The sequence below is a fragment of the Mucilaginibacter limnophilus genome (assembly GCF_004005815.1).
Classification (GTDB): Bacteria; Bacteroidota; Bacteroidia; order Sphingobacteriales; family Sphingobacteriaceae; genus Mucilaginibacter; species Mucilaginibacter limnophilus.
In genome coordinates, this window is record NZ_SACK01000002.1 from 506,879 (window position 1) to 525,253 (window position 18,375).

General features: G+C 42.9%; 19 protein-coding genes. 8 read left to right on the top strand and 11 right to left on the bottom strand.

Translation table 11 applies throughout. The features are described from left to right. Positions 1-7 precede the first annotated feature (7 nt). Positions 8-1,189, top strand: a complete 1,182-nt coding sequence (gene nhaA, locus EOD41_RS06670) for a Na+/H+ antiporter NhaA (protein WP_127704012.1) — start codon at positions 8-10, stop codon at positions 1,187-1,189. Between the two features lie 8 nt (positions 1,190-1,197). Here nhaA and purU read toward each other — a convergent pair whose 3' ends face one another. Continuing rightward, a complete protein-coding gene (purU, locus tag EOD41_RS06675; protein ID WP_127704013.1) occupies positions 1,198-2,025 on the bottom strand; it encodes a formyltetrahydrofolate deformylase in 828 nt (275 codons plus the stop codon). A 115-nt stretch (positions 2,026-2,140) separates the two neighbouring features. Between purU and EOD41_RS06680 the strand changes: the two genes are divergently transcribed. The 3 genes from EOD41_RS06680 to EOD41_RS06690 all read left to right on the top strand — a co-directional run bounded on the left by EOD41_RS06680 (position 2,141) and on the right by EOD41_RS06690 (position 4,797). Then, the gene (locus tag EOD41_RS06680; protein ID WP_127704014.1) at positions 2,141-3,097 is read left to right on the top strand and encodes an acetyl-CoA carboxylase carboxyltransferase subunit alpha; all 957 of its coding nucleotides are present in this window, start codon (positions 2,141-2,143) and stop codon (positions 3,095-3,097) included. An 86-nt stretch (positions 3,098-3,183) separates the two neighbouring features. Next, on the top strand, positions 3,184-4,191 hold the full coding sequence (locus tag EOD41_RS06685; protein ID WP_317133186.1) for a dipeptide epimerase: 1,008 nt from the start codon (positions 3,184-3,186) through the stop codon (positions 4,189-4,191). Between the two features lie 57 nt (positions 4,192-4,248). Continuing rightward, the gene (locus EOD41_RS06690; RefSeq protein WP_127704015.1) at positions 4,249-4,797 is read left to right on the top strand and encodes a hypothetical protein; all 549 of its coding nucleotides are present in this window, start codon (positions 4,249-4,251) and stop codon (positions 4,795-4,797) included. Between the two features lie 36 nt (positions 4,798-4,833). Here EOD41_RS06690 and EOD41_RS06695 read toward each other — a convergent pair whose 3' ends face one another. The 6 genes from EOD41_RS06695 to EOD41_RS06720 form a co-directional block, all read right to left on the bottom strand. Continuing rightward, positions 4,834-7,707, bottom strand: coding sequence for a M16 family metallopeptidase (locus EOD41_RS06695; RefSeq protein WP_127704016.1), 2,874 nt, complete (start codon positions 7,705-7,707; stop codon positions 4,834-4,836). A gap of 106 nt (positions 7,708-7,813) precedes the next feature. After that, positions 7,814-8,545, bottom strand: coding sequence for a DUF4197 domain-containing protein (locus tag EOD41_RS06700; protein WP_127704017.1), 732 nt, complete (start codon positions 8,543-8,545; stop codon positions 7,814-7,816). Positions 8,546-8,576: 31 nt separating this feature from the next. After that, a complete protein-coding gene (locus EOD41_RS06705) occupies positions 8,577-9,587 on the bottom strand; it encodes an inorganic phosphate transporter (RefSeq protein WP_127704018.1) in 1,011 nt (336 codons plus the stop codon). Between the two features lie 18 nt (positions 9,588-9,605). Next, positions 9,606-10,256, bottom strand: a complete 651-nt coding sequence (locus tag EOD41_RS06710) for a DUF47 domain-containing protein (RefSeq protein WP_127704019.1) — start codon at positions 10,254-10,256, stop codon at positions 9,606-9,608. 49 nt (positions 10,257-10,305) lie between these two features. Next, entirely contained in the window at positions 10,306-11,370 is a 1,065-nt protein-coding gene (locus tag EOD41_RS06715) for a sensor histidine kinase (RefSeq protein ID WP_127704020.1), read from the bottom strand. A gap of 42 nt (positions 11,371-11,412) precedes the next feature. Then, positions 11,413-11,937 carry a YceI family protein gene (locus EOD41_RS06720; protein WP_127704021.1) on the bottom strand — a complete coding sequence of 175 codons (525 nt, stop codon included), beginning with the start codon at positions 11,935-11,937 and terminating at the stop codon, positions 11,413-11,415. A gap of 54 nt (positions 11,938-11,991) precedes the next feature. On the opposite strand from EOD41_RS06720, the gene EOD41_RS06725 reads away from it, so the two are divergent. Beyond that, positions 11,992-12,519, top strand: a complete 528-nt coding sequence (locus EOD41_RS06725) for a hypothetical protein (protein WP_127704022.1) — start codon at positions 11,992-11,994, stop codon at positions 12,517-12,519. A gap of 5 nt (positions 12,520-12,524) precedes the next feature. On the opposite strand, the gene EOD41_RS06730 is transcribed toward EOD41_RS06725, so the two are convergent. From EOD41_RS06730 to EOD41_RS06740, 4 genes are all read right to left on the bottom strand, one after another. Then, on the bottom strand, positions 12,525-13,817 hold the full coding sequence (locus EOD41_RS06730; RefSeq protein ID WP_127704023.1) for a M20/M25/M40 family metallo-hydrolase: 1,293 nt from the start codon (positions 13,815-13,817) through the stop codon (positions 12,525-12,527). Between the two features lie 8 nt (positions 13,818-13,825). After that, positions 13,826-14,998 (bottom strand): M61 family metallopeptidase, encoded by a 1,173-nt coding sequence (locus tag EOD41_RS21005; RefSeq protein WP_240663231.1) that lies wholly within the window; start codon positions 14,996-14,998, stop codon positions 13,826-13,828. Between the two features lie 9 nt (positions 14,999-15,007). Then, positions 15,008-15,703 carry a M61 family metallopeptidase gene (locus tag EOD41_RS21010; RefSeq protein WP_240663233.1) on the bottom strand — a complete coding sequence of 232 codons (696 nt, stop codon included), beginning with the start codon at positions 15,701-15,703 and terminating at the stop codon, positions 15,008-15,010. A gap of 89 nt (positions 15,704-15,792) precedes the next feature. Next, positions 15,793-16,911: a DUF4407 domain-containing protein gene (locus EOD41_RS06740; RefSeq protein WP_127704024.1), complete on the bottom strand. Its 1,119-nt coding sequence runs from the start codon at positions 16,909-16,911 to the stop codon at positions 15,793-15,795. Positions 16,912-17,145: 234 nt separating this feature from the next. Here EOD41_RS06740 and EOD41_RS06745 point away from each other — a divergent pair, with 234 nt between their 5' ends. From EOD41_RS06745 to EOD41_RS06755, 3 genes are all read left to right on the top strand, one after another. Continuing rightward, positions 17,146-17,460 carry a rhodanese-like domain-containing protein gene (locus EOD41_RS06745; RefSeq protein WP_127704025.1) on the top strand — a complete coding sequence of 105 codons (315 nt, stop codon included), beginning with the start codon at positions 17,146-17,148 and terminating at the stop codon, positions 17,458-17,460. Between the two features lie 3 nt (positions 17,461-17,463). Further along, a complete protein-coding gene (locus tag EOD41_RS06750) occupies positions 17,464-17,652 on the top strand; it encodes a DUF6358 family protein (RefSeq protein ID WP_127704026.1) in 189 nt (62 codons plus the stop codon). A 95-nt stretch (positions 17,653-17,747) separates the two neighbouring features. Continuing rightward, on the top strand, positions 17,748-18,338 hold the full coding sequence (locus tag EOD41_RS06755) for a hypothetical protein (protein ID WP_127704027.1): 591 nt from the start codon (positions 17,748-17,750) through the stop codon (positions 18,336-18,338). Positions 18,339-18,375 lie beyond the last annotated feature (37 nt).

The following is an 18,375-nucleotide window of genomic DNA, read 5'->3' on the forward strand; positions in this document are numbered from 1 at the left end:
CGCCGTTATGGTAAAGTTTAGGCGGTTAAAACGTGTAGCAGAATTTATCGAGCATCCCTCTGCAGGCGGCATCCTGCTGATGGGATGCGTATTACTTTCTCTTATTCTGGCCAATTCTTTCGTAAAAGATGAGTTTAACAATATGCTATTCGCAGAAATACCTGCAACAGGTTTTACTGTAACCGGTATGGTAAACGACGGGCTAATGGCTATATTCTTCCTGCTGGCCGGACTTGAAATAAAACGTGAAATAGTTGATGGCCAGCTGTCAGGCATAAAAAAAGCGGCGATGCCTGTTTTATGTGCTATTGGTGGCATGTTATTTCCTGCGCTTATTTACTTTGTTTTTAACAAGGATACTGAAACTTCAGCAGGGTGGGGCATACCCATGGCGACAGATATAGCTTTCGCAGTAGCTATATTAAATGTGCTTAAAAACATTGTACCACATGCATTAAGAGTATTCCTCACCGCGCTTGCCATAGTTGACGATCTTGGGGCTATCGTAGTTATCGCTGTGTTTTATACAAATCACTTGCATGTGAACTACCTGTATTCGGCAGCGTGTGTATTTGTGGTAATGCTGATTTTTAACTATTTCCAGCTTAAAAGCGCCTGGTTTTACCTTGTTCCGGGTGTTTTATTATGGTATTTCATTCATCATTCGGGCATACATGCAACGGTAGCAGGGGTGCTCACGGCCTTTGCCATTCCCGTAAGAACACGATCGGGCTATTCGCCTGTTGAGGCATTGGAACACCGGCTGTCTGATCCGGTAAATCTTATCATCCTACCCATTTTTGCGTTAGCAAACACCAACATTACATATGTTAACGGCATGGCCGGGGCATTGGTCTCGCCGCTTGGCTTGGGTGTTATTCTGGGTTTGGTGATAGGCAAACCGTTAGGTATTTTCGTTATGGCATGGACAGCCGTAAAAATAAAACTAAGTGAACTACCAACAGGCGTTAACTGGATGCACGTTGCAGGTATGGGGCTGCTGGCAGGTATCGGCTTTACCATGTCGATATTTATTTCGCTGCTATCGTTTAACGATCCGGCGCAGCAAAGCGAGGCTAAATTCGCTATTCTTACAGCCAGCATTATAGCAGCCATTACCGGATTTATCAGCCTGAGGATTTATTCTAAAAGCCAAAAAGTATCTGACGAAGCAGCGGGACATAGTTAACCGCTGCTTTATTCAATCACAACCGTTTTATTGTTATATACAAACACCCGGTCGTCAAACACCAGTTTAAGCGCTTTAGCCAGTACCGCTGTTTCTACTTCCCTGCCGACATTCATCATGTCGGCAGCGGTAAAGCCATGGTTTACAGGGATGATTTGCTGCGCGATGATCGGTCCTTCGTCTAACTCATCTGACACGAAGTGAGCAGTTGCACCTATCAGTTTAACGCCGCGCTCAAAGGCCTGCCGGTATGGGTTGGCGCCTACAAATGCGGGTAAAAATGAGTGATGTATGTTGATGATCCGCGTAGCGAAATCATGATTAAACTGCGGCGAAAGTATCCGCATAAACTTAGCCAGTACGATATAATCAGGATTATTTTGTTTAATGATGCTGCTTATTTGCGCTTCGGCCTGCTCTTTAGTCTGAGTGTCGTAAGGCGCATGATGAAAGGGTACATCAAAGCGGCGGCAAACATCTTCCAAAATATTATAGTTGCCAATAACGCACTGCACTGCAGCGCCGAGGGTGCCGAAATAATTACGCACCAGTATGTCGGCCAGGCAATGATATTCTTTGGTCACCAGCACCACTATCTTCTTTTCGGGCTGAGGGTTTATTTTTACTACAGCGCCCGCTGGCAAAATGTTAAGCAATTCTTGGTGCAGGCCCGGATTTTCAACATGGGCTTCAACCTCCAGACGCATAAAAAAAAGGTTTTCGGCAACGTCAACATGTTCGCCCAACGAAATAATGTTATACTGATGTTTGGCCATCAGGGCTGATATGGCCGCAACAAGTCCTACCTGGTCGCGGCATTGTATTACAATAATCATGTACTAAATAATTGCAGTAAAGGTAAAAATTAGTGGCAATGTTCTACTTGATTTGAAACAAGTAGAAATTGCGGTTGTATTTACTTAAATTTGCAGGCCCTTGGGGAATTTTTATATGAAGATCTCATTTGATTTTGAAAAACCACTTGCCGAACTGCAGCAGCAGCTTGATAAAGTGATGCAGATAGAAGAAAAAAACAAGCTTGACATGTCGGCTACAATTGCAGAGCTGCAGGCTAAGCTTGACCAGGCCCGCAAAGATGTTTATGGAAATCTTTCCGGCTGGCAGAAGGTTCAGATATCACGCCACCCCGAACGTCCTTATACATTACAGTATATTGAACTGATGTGTGATGATTTCATCGAGTTGCACGGCGACCGTACAGTAGGCGACGACAAAGCTATAGTTGGCGGATTTGCATCTATAAACGGACAATCGGTAATGATCATAGGCCATCAAAAAGGCCGTAACACTAAGGAGCGTCAGTACCGTAATTTTGGTATGGCTAACCCTGAAGGTTACCGCAAGGCATTACGCCTGATGAAACTTGCTGAGAAATTCAACAAGCCGGTAATTACACTGATTGATACTCCGGGAGCTTTCCCCGGTCTTGAAGCTGAAGAGCGCGGACAGGGTGAGGCAATTGCCCGTAACCTGCTTGAAATGTCGGTACTGAAAGTGCCGGTTATATGCGTTATCATAGGTGAAGGCGCATCAGGCGGTGCATTAGGTATCGGTATAGGTGACAAGGTGCTAATGCTTGAAAACTCCTGGTATTCGGTTATCTCACCCGAAAACTGTTCAACCATCCTTTGGAAAACATGGGAAAATAAGGAGCGTGCCGCAGAGGTGTTAAAGCTTACGTCAACCGAAATGTTGAAGAACAAGCTTATTGACGGTGTGGTAAAAGAACCGCTTGGCGGCGCGCATCAAGACCCGGTTGCTATGGCTTCGACATTGAAGAAAACTTTGTTAAAAGAAATAAAATCACTTGCCGAAAGAAACATCGATGAGTTGGTTAACGAACGTATCGAAAAGTTCTGCTCGATGGGTGTTGTGATAGAAGAATAACGATAACCATTTATATATCGGAAAAGCGGCATCGGCCGCTTTTTTTGTTTGTACTATTTTACAACTAACATTGTACTTTAGAGCCGATGATGCAGATTACCTACAAACCTTATGAACTTTACCTTAAACATCCGTTTAGCATCGCGAAGCATACGCGTACGTCAACGCCGTTGATGCTGGTACAGGTTGAATACGAAGATTATACCGGATATGGCGAAGCATCAATGGTGCCGTATATGGGTGAAAGTTATGAAACAGCCACCACTTTTTTATCAAAGATTGATGTAAGACAGATCAGCTACCCGTTCGATTTTGATGCCATTATTGACTATCTTGACAGTATTGCGCCCGGCAATCCGGCGGTGAAAGCGGCTGTTGATATTGCCTTGCACGATTTGGATGGCAAACTTCAGGGTAAACCCTGCTGGCAGCTTATGTATAGTGATCCGGCTAAAATGCCGGTAACCAGTTATACCATTGGCATTGATGAGCCTGACATAATAAGGCAAAAAGTGAAAGAAGCGGGAGATGTTAAAGTATTAAAAGTAAAGCTTGGGCGCAACACGGATAAACTGCTGATTGATACCATTCGTGAAGTTAGCAACCTGCCATTGTATGCTGATGCAAACCAGGGATGGGCAGACAGACAGCAAAGTCTTGACATGTTACATTGGTTGCATAGCCGTGACGTTGTACTGCTTGAGCAGCCCATGAACAAAACAGATATCGACGGTAACGCGTGGCTTACACAGCATAGCCCAATACCTATTATTGGAGATGAGGCGGTACAACGTTTTGCCGATGTTGAACGGGCAAAAGGCGTTTACCATGGCATTAACGTGAAGCTGATGAAATCGGGCGGGATGCATGAAGCGTCGAAAATGATTAGCAAAGCAAGGGAACAGGGCATGCAGGTGCTTATTGGCAGTATGAGCGAAACCAGTTGCGCTACCTTAGCTGCAGCAGCACTGACTCCGTTATGCGACTGGGCCGATCTGGATGGGCCGCTGCTTACAACAAACAATCCATATCCGGCACCTGCTTTTGCCGACGGTAAATGGCAATTGAGTAATAAGCCCGGCCTGGGATTATAAAGGCATGTCTTTTGCACTTTTTTATTAAAATTGCATTTATAACCAATTTTTATACTGATGAAAAAAGCATTTTTAATTATTCCGCTGCTATCTTTATTATTTGCCTGTAAAAGTAAAACCAAGCAGGATACACCGGCCAACCTGATAGTTCCGGGTAAAAGCATTGGCAGCTTAACCATAAGCAGCAGTGCCGACAGCCTGATAAAAGTGATGGGCAAACCCGACCGCTCTGATGGGGCAATGGGTAGTATGGTTAACACCTGGTATGCCAAACACGATACTGCCGGTACGCGCATAAGTATTTTCTCGGGTCGGGATATGGGCAATCCTGATGAAAAGGTTAGCCGGGTGAAAAAAATTATTGTGACATCACCTGAATATAAAACAAAAGAGGGCCTTACTATTGGAGCGAGCCTGAATGATATAGGTAAATATTACGGAGTGCGTAACACAGGCGGTTTCCTGCAAAAAAACAAACAGATACTCTCTTACTGCGACCTTACAAAAGGAATAGGATTTGAAATTGACAGCGAAACACGTAAATGTATCGCCATAAACGTGTTTAAGGTAGAAGATGCTTCGTTAGCGTATATTAATGTCCATTAACGCCCTTTAGCGTTAATGGACATCAGCAGGCTGCACTTACTGTGCAGCCTGTTTTTTTTCAGGCATTAGTATAAACTTGATAAGGTTTTTACCGCTCAGGTATTTATTAGCGGTTTCTTTTGTGCTTTGCACGGTTACTGTTTCAAGTGTTTTCGGATAATTAATTATCCGGTGCGGATCTTCCTGGTTTTGTGCGCCTCCTGCCAGATATCCGGCCCAAAAATAATTTTCACGCAGTTGCACTTGTTTTGCACGCATGTCTTCAGCTTTGAACTTTTTGATATCTGTTTCCTGTGCGCCGTTGGTTTTTATCTTGTTGATCTCGTCAAGCGTAGCGGCTATCAGTTTATCAACGTTCTCAGGTGCACAGCTAAATCCTACAGTTATACTATAATGGCCCGAAGGTACTTTCATATATCTTGCTCTTACGCCCGGTGCATAAACACCGCTTTCCTGTTCGCGCAAACGCTCAACCAGTTTGATGTTCAGCACTTCTTCCAACGCGTCAAGCTGTATGTTATTCACTTCGTTATACTCATAATCACCGCTGAAAACAAGCTGCACAGTGCTTTTATCACCAATGCCTTTATTAACTATTTTAGTGATTTGCCCCGAAGGCGGATTCATATTTAAATCTTTATACGTTTTTTTAGCATTACCTGCGGGTAGGCTGCCAAGGTAGGTGGCAAGTACAGCTTTCATCGATAATACATCAAAGTTACCTACAAATGTAAATGTAAAGCCTCCCGGATCAGCAAAACTGCTTTTGTAAAAGTCAAACGCCTTGTCAAGCGATGCCGTATTTAACCTGCCGACAGTTGGTACCATTGCTCTGAAGTTGTACCGGTTTAATACTGCGGTAACGGTATCCTGGAAAACACTGGAAGGATCGAGATTACGGTTTATCAGTACCGACTGCGTTTGGCTCAAAACCGATTGCCAGATGTCATTATCCTTGCGCGGTTCAGTAAAGTAAAGGTGGATAAGCTGCAGCGCGGTTTCAAGGTCGGCAGGTGTGGCATTGCCACTGAAACCTTGTGTATACTCACTAATATACGGCGAAATATTAACGTTTTTACCGGTCATCATCTTTTGCAGCTGTATCTGGTTGAATTCGCTTATACCGCTTCCACCAACAACCGAAGCAGCAAGGCTGGCCGAGGTAAAGTCCATATCCGAAGCAAGCGAAGTACCGCCAAGCCCGTAACCGGTAATAATAATCTGGTCGTTTTTAAAATTGGTTGGCTTTAGTATCGCTTTAATACCGTTTTGAAATACCAGTGTAGTTACACCAATTGAGTCGTCTTTTGTTTCTTCAGCTATCACACCCGCATCAGGAATTTTTTCCATCAGGGGCTTGGTACTTACATTATCTACATAAGGTGTTAGGCCTTTACCGGCGGCAGTTATCCATCCAAGCAGTGCTGCTTCAGCAGGCAGCTTGTCTTTTTCAGAATCCGGAGCCTCAACAATGATGGCCCGGTTTTGATCACTAATGAATTTACCCGCCATACCATTCATCTGGGCAAGCGTTATTTTATCAATATTATCCAGATAGAATTGATATTCAAAAGCAATTCCCGGTATGGCCTGTCCTTCAAGGAAGTGTTGCTGATACTCGGCTACAAAGTTTGATGAACGGGTTTTGTCGCGCTCTTTGTATGCGTTACCTAATTCAATCAGCGCGTTTTGCTTGGCGCGTTCAAACTCTGTTAAGGTAAATCCAAACTGGCGTGCACGCTCGGTTTCGCCAACAAGTGTTTTTAATGCACCCTCAAGTTCGCCGGGGCGTGCAACAACAACTGATGTAAAGGCATCCTGATCGCCAATAAAGCCACCGTAACTGGCATTGCCATATAAAAACGGAGGAGTAGGCTTTTGCATTAACTCGGCAAGGCGGGCGTTCAGCATTTGATTAAACAGGCTAACGCGGATGCTTTGCAGATAATCGGCTGCGGTTTTAACTTTCGTACCCGGAAGTTTTACTATGATCTCGGCCAGCGTGTACGGAAACTCTGGATCAGTAGCAAATTTTACCGTTGTGCCCGGCGTTACCGGTACATTGTATTCAGTGCGCGGTTTAACCGTAGCGGGATTTTTCAGCCCTGAAAATTTCTGCTTTATCAGTTGCTCAACTTTTGCCGGATCGAAATCACCAACAGCTATCACTGCCTGCAGGTTGGGGCGGTACCAGTCCTGATAGAAACTTTTGATGGTGGCCGCGTCAAAGTTCTTTATTACATCCTCTTTGCCTTTTGGCAGGCGGGTAGCATATCTCGAGTTGTTTAATATAGCAGGCAGGATCTGATTTTGAAGGCGCTCCTGGGCGTTCTTTCCGCGTAGGCGCAGTTCTTCTAACACAACACCGCGCTCTTTATCAAGCTCAGCCTGATCAAAGCTAACATAGCCTGCCCAATTAGCCAATATGTCAAAGCCTTTTTCAAAAAGCGCGGTGCTATCAGTAGGCAGAGGCAATTGGTAAACGGTTTCATCAAATGATGTTGACGCATTAAGGTCGGCGCCAAACTTTATACCTGATGATTGTAAAAAGCTTACAAGTGAAGTTTTTGGAAAATCGCGGGTACCGTTAAAGGCCATGTGCTCGGCAAAGTGTGCCAGACCCTGTTGCGCATCAGTTTCAAGTATCGAACCGGCTTTAACAACAAGGTACAACTCAGCACGGTTTTGCGGGTAAGCATTCGGGCGAATGTAGTAGGTGAGGCCATTGGGCAACTTACCGATTGTTACATTTTTATCAACCGGTAAAGCGGCGGTTTGTATTTGAGCGGCTTTGTTGGTTGGTTTACTTTTGGGTGAAGGAACGGGCTTTTTTTTAACTTGCGCTAACGCGCCTGTTGATGCCACAAACACGGCTAACGCCGCGATAGTTATTTTAAAGTTAAAACGCATAAATTAATCAGGTATAAACGCTAAAGATGCAAAACGCCAACGGCGTTTGCAAATATCACATTAAACTGATTAACTTGAAATTAAATATAAAATTGTTGCCTAAAGCTTATTTTTTCGTGTCGGCATAGCCAAACACTTTTTGCATTAAAGTAGTGCTGCGGGCAGATAGATTTTGGCGAATGTTTATCTCTTCCTTCCCTATTTCTTTAAACAAACCTTCAATGGCTTTTTGCGTAACATAATCGCTCAAATCAGGGTTAAGTTTGGTGCTTACAAGCGGTATCTTATTATAAGCGGTTACCACATCGCCGTAATACTTAGTTGCACCAACTTTACTCAGGCTGTTATTGATAACCGGCCTGAATTTTTCTTTAAGCTGATTTAAAGTTGTACGGTAAAAGTATTGGGTTGCCGCATCCTCACCACCAAACAAAATATTAGTGGCATCCTGCAGGGTAAGCTGTTTTAATGAGTTGATGAAGATGGGTTTTGCCTCTTTTGCGGCATCCTCGGCTGCACGGTTAAGTGACAGTATCACGTTATCACATAAACTGTTTAAACCAATTGCGCGCAGCGCCTGCTCAGCCTTTTGTGCTTCGGGCGGGAATAGAATTTTCACCAGCGCGTTGCCGAAATAACCGTTAGTTGCCGAAAGCTTGTCAGAACTTTTATTGGTACCCTGCTGCAAAGCTTCTTTAAGCGCCGACGCGATTTCAAAAGCTGAAGGGTTGCCTAACGCACCGCCTGCAGTTTGTGCTACCTGGTTAAGTGTGTCGCAGCCTGAAAATATAGTAATAAAAACAAAAGCGGAAAGTATCAGTAAGGTTTTCTTTATCATACTACCTTAAACCCGCAAGTGTGAAAAAAGTTTACGCGAACAGCCTGATGAGTGAATAAACACCTGCCGCAATAAGTGCCGAAATAGGGATAGTTATTATCCAGGCCCACAACAAGTTGATGGTTACTCCCCAGCGTACTGCCGAAACCCGTTTAGTTAATCCAACACCTATAATTGAACCGGTAATGGTATGCGTAGTAGAAACAGGTATACCCAAGCGCTCGGTGATAGTTAGGGTGATAGCGCCCGCAGTTTCGGCACTTACACCCTCGAGCGGAGTTACTTTAGTGATTTTGGTGCCCATGGTTTTCACGATTTTCCAACCACCCGACATGGTGCCCAAGGCAATAGCTGAATAACAGGTAAGCGGTATCCATTCAGGCATTGCGGCGCCATCGGTAATAATGTTATTTGTTACTAATGCCACGTAAATAATACCCATTACTTTCTGAGCATCGTTACCGCCATGCGCAAAACTTAAAAATGCTGATGATATCAGCTGGCCGGCCTTAAACCACTTTTCGGCAGCGGCAGGGCGTGCATTTTTGCATATGTGTAAAATAATAATGGTTATAATGTATGCGATAATTAAACCTATAAATGGCGCTAACACTATATACGAAGCTATTTTAAGCACATAATCCATTTTAACCGCATCAAAAGCGTTTGCGCCCATATATAATGCGTTTGTCATACCAGCCCCGGCAAAACCGCCTATAAGCGTATGCGATGAGCTTGATGGAATACCGAACCACCAGGTAAACAAATTCCATGTTATAGCAGCAGCTAAGCCCGCCAGTATTACGTTGATAGTAACATAGTCTTGTATAACTATCTTGGCAATTGTATTAGCAACTTTATGGTCTTTTATAACAAAAAATGCTACAAAGTTAAATATAGCCGCCCATATTACTGCCTGGAAAGGGGTAAGCACTTTGGTTGATACAATGGTAGCTATTGAGTTTGCCGCATCATGAAAACCATTAATAAAATCAAATATTATTGCCAGGCAAATTACAACAACAAGCAGGGTGGTAACCATGTAAAAGGGTATAAGTACTTAAGCGTTTTTAACTAATATCGATTCCATTACATTGGCAGCATCTTCGCACATATCTGTCGCAGTTTCAAGCGCCGAATAGATCTCTTTGTATTTTATAAGGTTAATAGCGTCTTTTTCATACAAAAAAAGATCAGCTACAGCGCGGTCAAATACATAGTCGGCCTGATTTTCAACGCTGTTTATGCGGATGCAGGAGTCGGCAATGTTGCGTACGTTGCGGAGGTCTTTTAGTTCTTTAACGGCTTTTTCAAGGTCGATACTGGCTTGCAATATCAGCTCTGATAATTTCCTGATATGATCATTTATCTCGCTTACATTGTACAGCATCATGCGGTTAGCCGCACCTTGTATATAGTCGGCAACATCATCAATAGCTGTAGCCAGCGAGTGGATGTCTTCACGGTCGAACGGCGTGATGAAATTTTTACCTAACTCAAGATATATCTGGTGGGTAGTTTCGTCGCCTTTGTTTTCCAGTTTATCAATCTGTTTGAATAACTCTTCGCGTGTGGCGGCGTTGTTTGAATTAACCGCTTCAACTAAAATTGTCGCCATTGAAACGACGTTGCTCGAAGCCTGTTCAAATAATGGAAAAAAAACTTTTTTATCCTTTGGGACAAAATACTGGAAAATGCTGTTTAATGACATTGTTACTTATTAATAACAGCAAAGGTAACCCATGTATGTTAAGTTAATGTTAACTTTTTAACACTGGTAAACCGGGGAAAGCAATTTGGGGCTTTGCTTTTTGAAGTGTAAAGCCAAATGTAGAGCCCAGGCCTTCGGTACTACGCACAGTAATGGTTTGCTGATGGGCTTCTATAATATGCTTTACAATAGCCAGTCCTAAGCCAGAGCCTCCAATTTTTCTCGAGCGGCTGCTATCAGTACGGAAAAAGCGTTCAAAAAGCCTTGGAAGGTATTTCTCTTCAATACCAATGCCATCGTCGGTTATTTCAACAAGTACCTGGTCGTGCAGTTCAAATATGCTTACTGACGTTGTGCCGCCTTCCTTGCCATATTTTAGGGAGTTGTCAATAAGGTTAATAATTACCTGGCTGATCTTCTCCCTGTCGGCATACACCATTATCGCTTCATCATATTTTTCCTTAAATTCCAGCGTAATATGATGTCTTTCCGCTTTTAGTTCTGAAGAGTCAAGTACCTCTTTTATCAGGTCGTTTATTTTAAACTTGCTGTAATTAATGGGTATTTCACCTTTTTCAAGCTTTGAAATCTCGTCAAGATCTTTAATCAGGTAGCTCAGCCTGTCAACATTACGGGCTGCTTTATCCAGAAATTGCCGGGCCATATCCTTATCTTCAAAATCGTCTTCCTGGATGGCATCAATGTACCCTTGTATAGCAAACAGCGGGGTTTTGAATTCGTGCGATATATTGGAAAGAAACTCGCGGCGAAATTTTTCCTGCTTACGCAATTCTTCTATCTCGCTTTTTTTCTGAGTGGCCCATTCTTCTACTTCATGCTCCACGTCATTTATCGGGTCGGCGCTAACATGTTCGCCAATGGCGTCGCGTAGGTCTCTGCCAAGTTTTAGGTTGTGTATCTGTTTGTAAATGAGCTTTATTTTTGAGTAGATATACTTTTCTATCAAATAATAAAAAATAATAAAGCTGATAACAAAAGTGGCAGTAAAGGTTACCAGTACTGCATGCAGGTTTTGCTGAAAATAATAATTGGCGATAGATAGCGTAATGGCTACGGCTATAGCATTAATAAAAACCAGTACGCGCAATTTCATGCTATAAAGTTATGATTTTACAGCTACTATAGTATGCAGAAATTATTTTGCTGTTTGTACCTTAATGTTAACCGTAACCTCGTCACCTAATACCATGCTGTTACCGCCAACATTAAAATCACGGCGGCTTATTTTAAAGCTGCCGTTAAAATCGGCTTTGCCGTTAGCTTCGACATAGGTAAACGGTACGTCAACAGGTTTGGTAATACCTTTTATAGTAAGATTAAATTTGCCTGAAAATCCACTGCCTTTTTTCTGAAATCCGGTTGACTTCATGGTAATCTGCGGATATTTATCAACATCAAAAAACTTTTGTCCTTTCAGATGATCGTCGCGGGTATCGTTATCGGTATTTACGCTGCTGGCGTCTATAAAAGCGTCAATATTGCTGCTATCCAGGTGCGATGGGTCAAATTTTATAGTTGCCTTTACATCACCGAATTTACCATCCGTCATGATACCCAGATTTTTTACCTTGAAAGTTACTGAAGAAGATGTTATGGTTGTTTGAGCGAATGTTGCAGCGGCTGCTAAGAAAAGTATTATAAACGCAAAATATTTTTTCATATCACGAAGTAACGGGGTTTTTAGATATGTAGTATATTTAGATCTTTAATTGCTATGACGCCTAACATCCTCACAAATAATTTACTCAATAAGGTTAAATTTCTTGCATGGTATCAAATCCTTGGTGGACTTTTAGGATTAGGAATTACAATATATATCATTGCCGGGCTTGAAAAGTTAAGCGGTTTAATGTTTTTAGTTATTATTGTTCCTCTGCTTTTATATAGTCTTTCCATTTATTGTGGGAAACTGCTTTTATCAGTCAATTATAACCTTGGATTTAAACTGACTATCATAAATCAAGCACTTCAAGTGTTATGTTTTATGTTGTTTGGATATGCATTTATGTATGTTTCGGGCGCTATGTTATTAATAACTGTTTCAAGTGGCGATGGAGTTGTATTCGGGTTTAATTTTTCCATTATTTCAACCTGGCAAATAAACTTTCGTACAAGTGATACCACAGCAAAGCTTGGTGTAAACCTTGTGGCAATATTCATGCTCTATTTTGCCGATAAATTACTATTAGCCATCAAAAAGCAACTATCAGACAATGCAATAGATAGTACTGAGGCGGAGTAATATTATTATTCCTTCAATTTCGGTATCCTCGTCGGCGTATCCTTACCGGCTACAATACTGCGTGAACTTAATGCTATAGCCCTGATAGTTGAGGTGATGTTGCTAACATCAAGCGACTCGAACTCATCGTCAACACTGTGATAGAGTTTGTCAATATCTATTTGGTCTGTTGAAATAGTGTGTGCCGGAACGCCGAATTTCGCCAGTGTAGCATTGTCGCTGCGGTAAAACAGATCCTGCTCTGGATATGGATCAGGATGGAAGGTAAATGCTGTGCCTTTCAGGTTTTTCTGTAGAATAGTGCCAAAATCCGACCGCTCATAACCTGTAATGAATGCTGAATTAGTACCGAACTTTGATGCTTTGCCAATCATCTCAATATTGAACATGGCAACAGTTTTATCCGGATCAACCTGCTTAGAAAAATACTGTGAACCGTAACCTCCGATCTCTTCGGCAGTAAAGGCTACAAATATTAAAGTACGTGCATTGTTGTTCAGTTTTTTATAGTATTTGGCTAAAGTAATAACCGCTGTAGTGCCCGAAGCATCGTCATCGGCGCCGTTGGCAATGCTATCGCCGGCGGCAGGTTTAATAATACCCAGGTGATCGTAATGGCCTGAGAAAATCACATACTCATCCGGCTTGCTTTTACCGGGGATTATACCCGCTACATTGAACAAGGGCAGGTTCTCGCTTTTGCCTTCGTAAACTACTTCGTATGCGTTAACTTTGCCAAAGTTACCAAGCGCGAAAACCAGCGTTTGGGCGGTGTCGGCTTTAAAAGATACGCTACCGCTCATGCTGCGGTTACGCACACGTTTAAAAATATCGGCAAACGAAGGGTCAACCAGTATCAGATATTTTTTACCGCTTTGTATATATTTAAAATATTCCTCACGGAAGTTGGCGCCTGCTGGTATTTTGACTATTTCAGCGCCTGAACTGCTCCACCTGAACGATTCTCCCGCCGATGCAAAAACATTTTCTGCAGGTACAGCGGCGCCATTTATGGTTGCCGCGGTACTAACGGGTGTCGAGCGTATCAAGCTAAACGTTTGCCTGAACCCTTTTTCTCCTTTTAGAGGCTCCAGTCCGGCTGCTTTAAATTCACCTTCAATAAAAGTAGCAGCTTTTTCAATGCCGGGTGTAAAAGTGGCGCGGCCCTGCATATCGTCGGCAGCAAGGGTTTTTATTACACGCTCCACATCTTTTTGAGCGATAAGTTTATTCACATCCTGCCCGAAGCTGTAAACAGCGGCGGCAAGCAATAACGAGGTGGTTATAAATTTCTTCATGATGATGCTTATTTAACTTTTGATTGCAGCCAGTTGTTGCGAAAGGCTTCCTGATCGGCTGTTAATGTTTTTCCTGCTTTTTCAAAGGTAACTACTTCAAAATACGGGTTTTCTTCCAATATTACAGCAGCCTCGTGTTCGCCGGTGCGGTTTTTATATTTTACCAGAAGCTTGTCACCGGGCTTTTTGGCGGCTACAATGTCATTAAATGCTTTCTGATCCTTTACTTCCTGACCATCGGCAGTTAAAATGATGTCGCCCGCGTCAATACCGGCTTTATATATCGGCGTACCTTCAATGGTGCTGGTGGCAATAAATAAACCGTCATTTTGCTGTGCCGAATGTGCCTGCCCCGCACGGCTTCGGCCAACTGCGTTAAACAGCGGGCCAGCCCACGCCTTACCCGGATTTTCTTTGCGAAGCAGTAGCCCCGCGTTAGCAAGTAACCCTTCGTAATTATTCTTTTCTATACCGTAAACATATTGCCTGAAAAAATCGGACGCAAAGGCCGGCTCCTTTGTTAGCTGCGCCAGCACAAGCTGCAGCATAGGTACGGTGTAAGGCTTCTCGGTTTTGCCGAAACGTTGCCAGCACAGGCGCATGTAGTCGTCAAGTGTAAGGTTAAATTCGGCACGCAGGCGCAGGTCGAGCGCCAGGGCTGTAGCCGCCCCGTATTGATAATAGGTAGTAAAAATATTCGGATTATTATTCGCGTCGATAGATACACCCGCATCGGCAAACACAGCGTAACGGCTCATTTGTACCGGAGGATACTTTTTGGCGCCCGGTGTGTTCAGTACCGAGTTTATTACGTTGCCAAGCACATCGGCATATCTGTCCAATTCATAAATTCCTGCTCGTTTCAGCAGCATTTCACCATAGTATTGAGTAAAACCTTCGGCAAACCATAATTCGCTGCTTTGGTTTGAATGTGTAAAATCAAACGGCTCTAATGATTTTGGGCGGATACGTTCAACGTTCCAGTTATGAAAATATTCGTGTGAGAAAGTGCCCAGCACTTGTCGTTCATTACCTTCAATTTTTTCAAACGGGTCGGTAATAATGGTTGAGTTGCGGTGCTCCATACCATCGCCGTTAACGGTTGAGTGTACGTTGTTGATGAAAGTATATTCACCGTAATCGTAATTCGGCACCTCACCAAATACGGCCTGCTCTTCCAATACTACTTTTTACACCTGCTTGCTAAATGCGTCAATTGTTTGCTGGCTGTCGTCAGAATACACATGCAGGTTGATCTTTTGTCTTTTCCCTGTTGGATTGACAATCTCCCAACTGGCCTGCTTGAAGTTTGACAATTCTGTGGGGCTATCCATCATATACTGCAGGTTAGGCGCCGAGTAAATGCCGTTGCCTTCATTTTTCAGTTGGGTTGACACCTTCCAGTTGTATTTATCCAAATCATTAAACTGGACTTTTATCGGCCGCTTGTCGAAGCCTACAGCCCACATAAACGCGGCTGGCATGTTCAGGTGCGCCTGTCCGGCGTCGATACCGGCATAGGTGCCATCAACCCAGTTTCCAAACAGTGTATAACTAACATTTACAACCGGTGGATGAACAGGTATTTCATAAACGTCCGCATCAATTTGTTTCATAACCAGTTCGCCGCCCTTGTTACTGTAGGCTTTTACGTTATAAATATTTTTGGCAAACTCGTGCGTGGCATATCTTCCCGGCGACGAGCGACTCATGCGCACCCGTAGCGGACCTTTTGGCACCGAAGTAAGCGTCATAACAATTTGGGCCTCATGATGTACGGCATTCGGAAAATATACTGAGTAATAAACAGCGCCGGGGGCATTACGCTGCGCAAAAAGCAATGTTACTGCTATGCATAATATCGCAGTTAAAAAGGTTTTTTTCATGAAGAACAGTTAATCAGGGCCGAAAAATACTGTTTTATTCGGTTAACAGGGTGTAAATTGTTAATTACAAGCTAAAAGTAGGTGAAATTTTAGTCATAGCTATGCCTTTCCAGATCATACTCTGCCTGGCCGCTTATCAGCCGCTTTCGCTTGTCTACATCGGTACCTAAATGATGGTCGTACACTTCATCAGTAACGGCAATATCGCGTTCTTTGTCGCGCTCGGCAAGGTGCTCGTTTGCCTGAGCGGTTTTGGCAACGGCCACATCATAAGGTCCTTTTGCCGACATCAGCTTCACCAATACCGGCAAACACTCAAACAGGATAAACAGGTAACCAATAAAGGCTATGGCAAGATAGGTATCCAGGTCCCGTTCGCCTTTTTCATTAAATGATAACTGCCCCAGCGCCCAGTTACGGTCAGAAAAACCTGCCACATTTGCAAGGCTATCCAATTGTTTTTCAGAGAAAAGCTTGGTGCTGTTCAGCCCTTCGTAATCCTTACGGGAGCTTAGGTACTGATCCATTTGGTTAATATTATCAGTAACCGTTTTCAGGCGGTCCTGCTTTTCTTTCAGTATTTCTGCTTTTTGCTTGGCATACGTGCCATAGCCAACAATACCTGATGTCTGGTTTGTTTTATCGCCAAAAACTTCCTGGTTAAGCTGGTAGCGTGAGCGGTTAATATCACGCTCAAGCGAATCTTTCTCCTTTTTAAGTTCAGCGTTTTTACCCAACTCCATGGTGTATTTTTTACCATATGTTTTTTGCAGGCTGTCGATCTTACTTTGCTGGCCCTTCATGTACGACGTTTTTAGCTTCGAGCGTATCTCTTTGTCGAATATCTTGAGCTCAAGCGGGCGGGAAATTACAATGCCTATCATAATAGCCAGTAAAATACGTGGCGAAGCCTGTAATATTTGCTGATTGGTGCTGCCTTCTTTATTGATGCTTGATACAATGTATCTGTCCATATTGAAGATAGCGGTGCCCCAAAGCAGTCCGAAAAATATGGCCCAAAGCACAGCAAACGTGCTGCCGCTGAACACAAAGTACATGGCGTATCCGCCTGATAAAGCCGCAAACAACGCGGTGAAAAATATGGTTGCCCCTATCCCTACATACTTGTTATGTTCGATAGGGTATTTTTTTAGGGTATCTATATGCGCTCCTGAACAAAACCAGAAGAAGCGGTTAATTTTTTTCATTAATTAAAAATGTGTCGGTGTAAAACATATATAAAACGCCCGGCCATGCCGTTTGTTACAAGGATGGGTAACTATTTTGTATTACATAGTACTGCTTGATATTTCGAATTTCGAAATTTCAATTTCGGATTTTGTAACTGAATAGTAAATGTTTTGAAACTGCCGGGATGAATATTTGCATCAGTAACTTGTTTTAAAGAAAAAACCTACATTTGACCATTAACTCTATTTACCATGAACGAGATAACCGTACAGGAACTGAAAGAAAAACTTGATCGCGGCGAAGATTTCCAGCTGATTGATGTTAGAGAAGATTTTGAATATGAAACGTCAAACCTTGGCGGGCAGCACATTCCGCTGGGCGGCATACTGATAGAAAAGGACAAACTGTATAAAGATAAACCGGTGGTAATTATGTGCCGAAGCGGCAAACGCAGCGCGGCTGCCATAGCACAGCTTGAAGCGCAAGGCTTTACCAACCTGTACAACCTGCAGGGAGGCATACTGGCCTGGCAGGCTGAGATTGATCCGGATATGCAAGTGTATTAAGCCATGGGCCAAAAAATCGCGCTAAATGTAATTTATAACGTAGGCATTATTGTGTGCCTTTTTATAGGTTACGAAGGAATAATGAGCAAGCATTACAGCTGGGTGCTTGGCGTAGCTTTTATACTGGTGATATTTGTAATACTTAAAATTCGCCTGATGAAAGAGGTTCGCAACATGAACCGCAGGAACTGATTTTACTGCTTAAAATATTTACTTCAGCCATCCAATAGGGTGGCTGATTTGTTATAGCCATGCGCTTTGGCTGAATTCTTGCTTCTCTCCGTAGCATGAAAAAGCTTTTGTTTCCAGTACTTATCTTTTTACTTGCCGGTTGTTCACAAAATAAACCCGCCAAACAACAAGATGATAATTCAGATACCTCTTCGGTAGTTTCAACGACAGATACATCTGTATCTGATATTCATACTGTAACTACAGACACTGTAGCCACTACAGACCCGATAGCTTTCATCAGAAAAAACGTAGAAAACATTAACACCTCAAAGCTTGAAAATAAGCACTTTGAGTTTATGTGCGATGAGAAAATGACGGTCGACTATTTTTACCTAAACGGCGAAATAGTAAAAATATCAGTCGACTTTGGTACTGTTGGTGATGTATATGCTAAAGAAGATTATTACTACAAAGCCGGTAAGCTGATCTTTAAATATGAATTTGTTGAAGGTGGACCAGCCTGCGAGGGTTGTATCAAGAAAAACGAATATCGCTCTTACATTAAAAACAACAAGGTGATAAAATATTTGAAGGATCAAAAAGTAACAACTTGCAGAACCTGTGAGTTCAGCGCATCATCAAAAGAAAACAAACTATTGAAAGTTACTACCGCCGAGGAAGTAAAAGCGGTGTTGTGCCGGTAGTTATGTAAGGTATAATGAGCTCTGCAACTAATCACTA